The organism is Pseudomonas sp. NPDC087346, assembly GCF_044744235.1.
In the GTDB taxonomy this organism is placed as follows: Bacteria; Pseudomonadota; Gammaproteobacteria; order Pseudomonadales; family Pseudomonadaceae; genus Aquipseudomonas.
In genome coordinates, this window is record NZ_JBIUXX010000064.1 from 22,398 (window position 1) to 31,199 (window position 8,802).

The following is an 8,802-nucleotide window of genomic DNA, read 5'->3' on the forward strand; positions in this document are numbered from 1 at the left end:
AGCGTAGACCATGCTCAAAGCCCCGGCAGGCAAGGGACTTGGCCGATGTATTGCAAGCCGTTAGCGCGACCGTTCAGCAGGATTGTCATCTCTCGGTCATCTGCACTGCCTAGGCTTGCAACACATCGAAACGACTTGCGGGTCGTTCGGTTTTGCCCCGAAACAGTGCTGGTCTAGTCCAGATAGGTAACGTTGATGCGCGATGAGGCAACAAAAGCGGTGACAGCCATTGGCCAGGTGTTGCAGGAACAGCTCGATCACGGGTTGTTGGCTGCGGGCAGTAAGTTGCCGGCCGAGCGCAAGCTCAGTGAGTTGTTTGGCACGACGCGGATTACTGTGCGCGAGGCGTTGTTGCAACTGGAGGCTCAGGGGCAGATTTATCGTGAGGAGCGGCGTGGCTGGTTCGTTTCGCCGCCGCGTCTGGCGTACAACCTGATGCAGCGCAGTCACTTTCACGCGATGGTCAGTGCGCAAGGGCGGGAGCCTTCGACCGAGGTTATTTCGGCGCGGCTGCAACCGGCGTCGGCGGCGGTGTGTGCGTGGTTGCAGTTGCCGGCGTTGTCGAGCGTGATTCAGATTTGTCGGTCGCGGCGCATTGATGGGCGGCTGGTGTTGTACGTGGAGCATTATCTGAATCCGCAGTTTTTTCCGGGGATTCTTGAGTTTGATTTGAATCAGTCGATTACTGAGTTGTATGCGCGGCATTACGATTTGCACTACGGGCGGGTGCGCTTCGAGATTGTGCCGACTTCGCTTTCGGTGGATGCGGCGGCGGCTTTACGGGTTTCGGTGGGGAGCCCGGGGTTGCGGATTGCCCGGGTCAATTATGATCAGCATGAGCGGTTGATTGACTGTGATCTGGAATTTTGGCGGCATGATGCGATTCATGTCGGGGTCGATGTTGTTTGAGCTTTGACCTTGGCGGCCTGTGGGCCGACCAGGCTATTGGGTTCTGTGTGAATATCCGTTTCTGCGGGTGTCGCCGCTGGCGGTTTCGCTCTTACAGCGACTCACTTTTCCAGGCGCCGAAAAGTAAGCAAAAGGCTGGGCCCCGGCGTTCGGCCCGCTCGCTGGGGCTCGGGGTTCCTTCGCTACGCTCCCCCCCCCGGATCAATCCCTCCACTCAGCCTGCCGGGGCCAGTACGGCAAAATCAAGAGCGGTACTCGAGCTTGCGCTCATTGTGTTGAGTGGTGAGAAGCAGAGGCGATATAGGTTTACCGGTTGGACTCAATCCTTGTGGGAGCTGGCTTGCCAGCGAAGGCGGCCTGACAGCCGACCTGTTTCTTGCGGATGTACTCAATCCCTTGTAGGAGTGAGCCTGCTCGCGATGGCGCCCTGACAGCCGAACTGTTTCTGACAGGCTGCACACGTTCCAAATGTGGGAGCGAGCCTGCTCGCGATGGCAGTCTGACAGCCGACCTGTTTCTGACAGGCTGCACACGTTCCAAATGTGGGAGCGAGCCTGCTCGCGATGGCGCCCTGACAGCCGAACTGTTTCTGACAGGCTGCACACGTTCCAAATGTGGGAGCGAGCCTGCTCGCGATGGCGCCCTGACAGCCGAACTGTTTCTGACAGGCTGCACACGTTCCAAATGTGGGAGCGAGCCTGCTCGCGAAAGCGCCCCCACAGTCACCTCATCCCTATTGGCCCGCCCCCGCATTGGCATACAAATAATCCGTCGCCAACGAGGCCAATGTCCTCACGCCCACCACCAGCGCTGACTCATCCACAAAGAACCCCGGATTATGATTCGGCGCAGCCTTGCTCATGTCCTGATCCCGTGGTGTCACGCCGAGAAACACGAACAACCCCGGCGCTTCCTTGGCATAGAACGAGAAATCCTCCGCGCCACCCACCAACGGCCCTTGCACCACGTCGTCCTTGGCCGCCCACTTCAATGTCGGCAGCATTTTTTCCGTCAGTGCCGGGTTGTTGATGGTCGGGTCGTATTTTTCGATGATGGTTACATCAGCTTTCGCGCCGCCGCTTTCGGCGATTTTCTCGATGGTCTGGCGCACGTCGGCGTGGAGTTTCTGGCGGATGCCGTAGTCGTAGGAGCGGATGGTGCCGCTCATGTCCACCGACTCGGGAATGATGTTGTAGCGGGTGCCGCCGTTGATGGTGCCGATGCTGACCACTGACGGAAACGAGGAGATGTCGGTGCGGCGGCTGACCACGGTTTGCAGGCCGACGATGGTTTGGGCACCGACGGTGATCGGGTCGATGCCGTCCCATGGGCGGCCGGCGTGAGTTTGTTTGCCGAGGATTTTGATCCGCAGGTCGTCCGAGCTGGCGAGGGTCGGGCCCGGGCGGTAGGTGATTTGTCCGGCGGGGACGCCGGCCCAGACGTGCAGGCCGAACACGGCGTCGGGTTTCGGTGATTTCATCACACCTTCCTGCACCATCATTTTTGCGCCCCAGGTATTTTTGCCATCGGGGATGAAGTCGCTCGGGCCTTCTTCGGCGGGCTGGAAATAGAACACCACGGTGCCGGGCAGGGTATCGCGCATGCCGGTGAGAATTTTCGCCGTGCTCAGCAGGATCGCGGTGTGGGCGTCGTGGCCGCACGCGTGCATCACGTCGACTTCTTTGTCGAGATAGGTGCCTTTGGCTTTTGAGGCGAAGGGCAGGCCGGAGACTTCCTTGACTGGCAAAGCGTCCATGTCCGCACGCAGGGCCACGGTCGGGCCGGGCAGCGCGCCTTTGAGGATGGCAACCACGCCGGTGCGGGCGACGCCGGTTTTGACTTCCAGGCCCATCGCGGTGAGTTGTTTGGCGACCAGTTCGGCGGTGCGTTTTTCAGTGTTGCCCAGTTCGGGGTGGGCGTGGATGTCGCGGCGGGTTTCCAGCAGTTCCGGTTCGAGTGCCTTGGCCTGTTCGGCGATTTGGCTGCGGGTGCTTTCCATCGTCGCGGCGCCGGCCTGGCCGGCGCACAGGGTGAGCAAAAGGGCTTGGGCGATGCGCGTCAGTTGCATTGGTTTCTCCTTGATTATTGTTGTCGGGCTTCCCTGCCTGTGACCCGTGTATCGCGCCTGAGTGCTATTCCTTCGGCTGACCACCGCCTGCCGTGATCACTTGCACACTCATGCGTGGCGTCGCCAGATCGAGCCCGGCTTCGTCGAGGTGGCGCTTGAGCGACAGGTTGAACGCCCGGGAAACTTCCCACTGTTTGATCGGCGCGGTCTTGAAGCGTGCGCGCAGAATCGCGCTGCCGGATTCGAAACTCTCGACACCCTGAATCTCCAGCGGCGACCAGATATTGCGGCGTTGCAACGGATCGGTGCGCATTTTCTGGCCGACGTCGCGCATCAGTTTGATCGCGTCATCGATTTCCATGTTGTACGGCACCGCCACGCGGAAGATCGCGTAGCCGAATTCCCGTGAGTAGTTTTTGATGCTTTTGATTTCGCTGAACGGGATCGTGTGGACGATGCCGTCGATATCACGCAGGCGTACGGTGCGGATGGTCAGGCCTTCGACAGTGCCGAGGTGGCCGCCGACATCGACGTAGTCGTCGATGGCCAGTGAGTCTTCAATGATGATGAACAGACCGGTGATCAAATCCGCGACCAGCGACTGTGCACCGAAACCGATGGCCAGACCGATCACACCGGCACCGGCCAGCAGTGGCGTAACGTTCATGCCCATGTTCGCCAGCGCGACGATCAGCGCGATGATGAAAATCGCGATGAACAGCACGTTGCGGATCAGCGGCATCATCGTCTGCGCACGGGCATTGGCCAGGCCTTTGCGTGAGCGGGTGAGGGCGTGGTGCACGGCGGTGTCGGCGAGTATCCAGATCAGCCAGGAAAAAATCAGCGTGCCGATCAGGCTGAACAGTTTGACGCTGACGTCGTGTCCTTCACCCTCGGCGAAACCGATCAGCGATTTGCCCCAGACGCGCAGGCCCAGTTCGATGAACGTCAGCCACACCAGCAGATGGGCAAGCGTATAGAAGAAGCTTTTCAGGCGTTCCGAGTACAGCGCATGGCGTTTCGGTCCGCGTTGCGGTTTCAGCGAATGGCGGCGGACGAGGCCGTTGATCACCATGCACATCACCAGCAGCACGGTGCAGATCAGCGACTGGCGCAATGCGGTGCTGGTATCGCCGGCAGACACGAACGTGGCGAACAACGAGATGCCGACCAACACCAGCGCCGGGATGTACCAGAAGGTGCCGAGGATATCGATGGTGTCGCTGAGCGCACGGCGGGTCAGGCGCCGGGACAGTGGCTGATTGCGGATCAGGTGCGCAATCGGGCGGCGGAAGCGCAGGATGAACAGCCCGGTGAACATTGCCGCGAGCACATTGGTGATCGTCGCGGCGGTGTGTGCCAGATGCACGCCGAGGCTCTCGACCAGACGTGGATCGTTCAACGCTTCGCCAAACGCGGCGAAACTGCCGATCAGCCACAACGGCCGAAAGGCCTGATGACGCAGGATGTACAGCGCGCGATGGCGGTGCGGGCCGTCGAGCAAGGAGAAGGCAATCACGCAGATTGCCGAGAAACAGGTGCCGACCACCAGCGCATACGCCAGCACCATTGCCAGGCTTTTGCCCAGTGACGACGGCAGTGCGTAGCTCATGTAAACGGTCATCACCAGCGCGATCAGCCATGGCCCAAGTTTGCGCAAAGCGAAGCGCAGCATGTCGAGGGCCTTGGGGTGTTGCGGCAGTTCTTCGGTCAGGCCGAAACGCATGCGCACCCGGTGCCCGAGCCAGATCAACGCGGCGGCGAGCAGGCTCCAGACCATCAGGATCACCGCGAAAGCGAAGATGATCGGCAGCCATTCGCTGGCCGGCAGCATCAGCGCCGACAGTTCGTCTTTGGCCAGATTGAATTCGTTGGACCAGCGATTGAGTGGGCTGTCATTGCCGGTGAACTGTTTCTCGAAACTGGCCAGCGTGCCGCCGATCAGCCCGAGTACGCCTTCTTCCGGGGAAGCCTGGGCTTTCTGGGTGGCGTCGCGCAGTTTTTTCAGATCGTTGAGCAACTGGGTGCGTTGCTGATCGTTTTCCAGCGACTTGATGACTTCGTCGAGGGACTGGCCGAGCGGCTCTTGCGCCTGGGGCTGGTTTTTTTGCGAGTTGAGCAGGCTCGGTAAACCGACGGCCTGGGCTGACGTCATTGGCAACAATGTCATCAGGCAAACAAGCAACACACAGGGCAAAGCTAAAAGACGAGCGAACACTAGGCGGTCAACCTCGCAAGGGGCGGATCGAACGAGTGTACGAGCCCGCCAAAATCAATGCGAGCCGCTTGGGTGTTATTCGTTGAGTTTGGCGAGGATCTTGTACACCACGGTAGCCAGAATCATCAGCATGCCGATCCACATGGCGAACACGCCAGCGTTCTTGTCGCGGAAGTTGAAGCCGATGGCCAACAGGATCATCCCGGTCAGGATTGGAATGAGCATGGAGTGAAACGAAGACATCGAGATCATGGCGACAGCCTTGTCAAAGGGATGATTTAAGTCTAGGTCGGTTTTGCTCGACCGGTGGTGATGTGTATCAGAGTTGAGTCACCGCGACGATAAATTTGTGTAGCTTGAACTGCCCTTTTCGCCAGCAGGCTGGCTCCCACATTTGAAATGCAATTCAATGTGGGAGCCAGCCTGCTGGCGATTTTTTCAGAGATTACGGCAATTCGCGGCAAGCGTAGAACGCGCTCAGCACTTTGACCAGATGGGCCAGGTCGTGGCTGCCGCACAGTTCGCGGATCGAGTGCATGGCGAATGTCGGCAGGCCGATATCGACAGTGCGCACGCCCAGGTGGCTGGCGGTGATCGGGCCGATGGTCGAGCCGCAGCCCATGTCGCTGCGCACCACGAAGCTTTGTACCGGGACTTCTTCGGCCATGCACAGATGACGGAAGAAACCGGCTGTTTCGCTGTTGGTGGCGTAACGCTGGTTGCTGTTGACCTTGATCACCGGGCCGGCATTGAGTTTCGGGCCGTGGTTGGCGTCGTGCTTTTCGGCGTAGTTCGGGTGCACGCCGTGGGCGTTGTCGGCCGAAATCAGCAGGGACTTCTGAATGGCCCGGACGAACTCGTCACCTTCAGGCAACACGCGACGCAGAGTCTGTTCGAGCATCGGGCCATCGGCACCGCACGCCGAGCAAGAGCCGACTTCTTCGTGATCGTTGCACACCAGCACGCAGGTTTCTTCGGTGTCGGTGGTCAGCAAGGCTTGCAGGCCGGCGTAGCACGACAGCAGGTTGTCGAGGCGCGCACCGGCAATGAAGTCGCCATTCAGGCCAATTACCGCAGCACTTTGCGTGTCGTAGAAACTCAGCTCGTAATCGAGCACCACGTCGGCGTTCAGACCATGTTCGCGAGCCAGCTGATCGGTGAGCACGGCGCGGAAATCCACGCGCTCGTCACCGGCAAATTGCGCGAGGATCGGTGGCAACTCGGTCTGGGCATTGATCGCCCAGCCTTGATTGGCTTCACGGTTGAGGTGAATGGCCAGGTTCGGAATGATGGCGATCGGCGCCTTGAAGTCGATCAACTGGCTCTCGACCTTGCCGTCACGGCGGAAGGTCACACGGCCGGCCAGCGACAGGTCGCGGTCGAACCACGGTGCGAGCAATGCGCCGCCGTAGACTTCGACGCCCAGTTGCCAGAAGCCCTGACGTTGCAGTTCCGGTTGCGGTTTGACTCGCAGGCATGGGCTGTCGGTGTGCGCGCCGACCAGACGGATGCCGTCGTACAGTGGCGAGTTGCGGCCCATTTTGATCGCGACAATCGAGGAATCGTTACGGGTGACGTAGTAGCGGCCGTTAGCCTCGATGTTCCACGTCTCGCGCTCGTCGAGGCGCACAAAACCGGCGGCCTCCAGACGTTGAACAAGGCTGGCGGTGGCGTGGAACGGGGTAGGGGAGGCCTTGAGGAAGTCGATCAGGCCTTGGTTCAACTCTTCGCGCATAAGAAGCTCCAGACAGCAATGGCCGGGAGTTTAACGCATCGGCCAGGGAATTGAATCCGCACCGGATCCCTGTAGGAGTGAGCCTGCTCGCGAAAGCGGCTGATCAGTCAGCATTAAAGTTGAATGCAATACCGCTTTCGCGAGCAAGCTCACTCCTACATGGGAGGCGCGGTGTCAGTCAGAACGGAGCCGGGCACTCGAAGCGCAGGCGTTCGCCGGTCTGTGGATGGGTGAAGCTGAGCATGCTGGCGTGCAGGCACAGACGCGGCCATGCAGCCAGCGCTTGCTCGTGGGCGTAGAGCCCGTCGCCGAGCAGTGGGTGACCGATCGACAGCATGTGTACGCGCAATTGGTGCGAGCGGCCGGTGATCGGAGTCAGCTCGACACGACACCAGTCGCCGCAACGCTCCAGTACACGCCAGAAGGTCAGCGCGTGTTTACCGAATTCGTGGTCAACCACATGACGCGGTTTGGTCGGCGGGTCGTAGCGCAGCGGCAGGTCGATGCTGCCGCTGTCCAGTTCCGGCTGACCCCAGGCGAGAGCGGTGTAGGCCTTTTCGGTTTCACGGTCGTGAAACTGGCGCGACAGTTCGCGATGGGTGTCGGGGTCACGCGCGAGCAAAATGATGCCCGAAGTTTCCCAATCCAGACGATGGACGATTCGTGCTTCCGGGTAGCCGTTTTCCTGCAAGCGGGTAATCAGGCAGTCCTTGTTGTCATCGGCGCGGCCAGGCACCGAGAGCAACAGGGTCGGTTTGTCGACCACCAGTACGGCGGCGTCCTGATGGATGATGCGGATGTTGGACAGCGGCATTAAAACAGCCTCGTAACAAATGCCAACGGCGGCTCAGGACTCTTCCGATATCGAAAGAGCCCTGAGCCGCCGTGGCGACTGCCGGACCGACTAGCGGTCTGGCAGGGTGATATTGAGTTCCAGAATCGAGCAACTGCCCTGGCTTTCCAGCGCTACGTGCACGTCATCGTTACCGATGTTGACGTACTTGCGGATCACATCCACCAGTTCCTTCTGCAAGGCTGGCAAGTAATCCGGCGTGCTGCGCTGGCCGCGCTCATGCGCCACGATGATCTGTAGACGCTCTTTCGCTACCGAGGCGGTACTTGGCTTTTTGTTGGCACGAAAGAAGTCAAAAAGGTTCATTACCTACCTCCAAACAGGCGCTCGAAGAATCCCTTCTTCGTAACATCGAGGAAACGATGTTCTTTTTCTTTACCCAGCAGACGATCGACGGCGTCGCTGTATGCCTGGCCTGCGTCGCTCTGGTCGTCGAGAATTACCGGGACGCCGGAGTTGGAAGCCTTGAGAACTGCCTGAGACTCAGGAATAACGCCCAGCAGGGTCACTGCCAGAATTTCCTTCACGTCTTCAACGCCGAGCATCTCGCCATCGCTGACGCGCTGCGGGTTGTAACGGGTCAGCAGCAAGTGTTCCTTGATCGGGTCTTCGCCTTTCTCGGCACGACGCGACTTGCTGGCCAGTAGGCCGAGCATGCGGTCGGAGTCACGTACCGAGGACACTTCCGGGTTGGTCACGATGATCGCTTCATCAGCGAAGTACATGGCCAGGTGAGCGCCTTTCTCGATGCCCGCCGGGGAGTCGCAGACCACGAAATCGAAGTCTTCTTTAAGCTGCATCAGAACCTTTTCCACGCCTTCGACAGTCAGCGCGTCTTTGTCGCGGGTCTGACTGGCGGCCAGTACGTAGAGGTTTTCCAGACGCTTGTCTTTGATCAGAGCCTGTTGCAGGTTGGCTTCGCCGTTGACCACGTTGACGAAGTCATACACCACGCGGCGCTCGCAACCCATGATCAGGTCAAGGTTACGAGCGCCGCGTGGTGTATGACTTCGTCAACG

Annotated in this window: 7 protein-coding genes and 1 pseudogene; 1 reads left to right on the forward strand and 7 read right to left on the reverse strand. The window is 59.7% G+C overall.

The features are described 5' to 3' along the window. Window positions 1–195: 195 nt before the first annotated feature. Window positions 196–909, forward strand: a complete 714-nt coding sequence (locus tag ACIOZM_RS26595) for a UTRA domain-containing protein (RefSeq protein WP_201227334.1) — start codon at window positions 196–198, stop codon at window positions 907–909. 733 nt (window positions 910–1,642) lie between these two features. On the opposite strand, the gene ACIOZM_RS26600 is transcribed toward ACIOZM_RS26595, so the two are convergent. The 7 genes and pseudogenes from ACIOZM_RS26600 to minD form a co-directional block, all read right to left on the reverse strand. Continuing rightward, window positions 1,643–2,977 carry an amidohydrolase gene (locus ACIOZM_RS26600; protein ID WP_401219355.1) on the reverse strand — a complete coding sequence of 445 codons (1,335 nt, stop codon included), beginning with the start codon at window positions 2,975–2,977 and terminating at the stop codon, window positions 1,643–1,645. A gap of 64 nt (window positions 2,978–3,041) precedes the next feature. Beyond that, entirely contained in the window at window positions 3,042–5,195 is a 2,154-nt protein-coding gene (locus tag ACIOZM_RS26605; protein ID WP_401219357.1) for a mechanosensitive ion channel family protein, read from the reverse strand. 75 nt (window positions 5,196–5,270) lie between these two features. After that, window positions 5,271–5,420, reverse strand: coding sequence for a hypothetical protein (locus ACIOZM_RS26610; RefSeq protein WP_401219365.1), 150 nt, complete (start codon window positions 5,418–5,420; stop codon window positions 5,271–5,273). A 220-nt stretch (window positions 5,421–5,640) separates the two neighbouring features. Then, window positions 5,641–6,930, reverse strand: a complete 1,290-nt coding sequence (locus ACIOZM_RS26615; protein WP_401219360.1) for a M18 family aminopeptidase — start codon at window positions 6,928–6,930, stop codon at window positions 5,641–5,643. A gap of 178 nt (window positions 6,931–7,108) precedes the next feature. Next, a complete protein-coding gene (locus tag ACIOZM_RS26620; protein WP_003223144.1) occupies window positions 7,109–7,744 on the reverse strand; it encodes an RluA family pseudouridine synthase in 636 nt (211 codons plus the stop codon). Window positions 7,745–7,834: 90 nt separating this feature from the next. Next, window positions 7,835–8,089 (reverse strand): cell division topological specificity factor MinE, encoded by a 255-nt coding sequence (gene minE, locus ACIOZM_RS26625; protein ID WP_003223146.1) that lies wholly within the window; start codon window positions 8,087–8,089, stop codon window positions 7,835–7,837. Beyond that, window positions 8,089–8,778 (reverse strand): annotated as a pseudogene (gene minD, locus ACIOZM_RS26630) (septum site-determining protein MinD); the annotation flags it as partial. The pseudogene minD and the gene minE, both read right to left, overlap by 1 nt. Window positions 8,779–8,802 lie beyond the last annotated feature (24 nt).

Bases quoted from the DNA above. Each gene is read 5' to 3' on its own strand.
- ACIOZM_RS26620 (WP_003223144.1), bottom strand. From the start codon at position 7,744: ATGCCGCTGTCCAACATCCGCATCATCCATCAGGACGCCGCCGTACTG.
- ACIOZM_RS26610 (WP_401219365.1), bottom strand. From the start codon at position 5,420: ATGCTCATTCCAATCCTGACCGGGATGATCCTGTTGGCCATCGGCTTC.
- ACIOZM_RS26600 (WP_401219355.1), bottom strand. From the start codon at position 2,977: ATGCAACTGACGCGCATCGCCCAAGCCCTTTTGCTCACCCTGTGCGCC.
- minE (WP_003223146.1), bottom strand. From the start codon at position 8,089: ATGAACCTTTTTGACTTCTTTCGTGCCAACAAAAAGCCAAGTACCGCC.
- ACIOZM_RS26615 (WP_401219360.1), bottom strand. From the start codon at position 6,930: ATGCGCGAAGAGTTGAACCAAGGCCTGATCGACTTCCTCAAGGCCTCC.
- ACIOZM_RS26595 (WP_201227334.1), top strand. From the start codon at position 196: ATGCGCGATGAGGCAACAAAAGCGGTGACAGCCATTGGCCAGGTGTTG.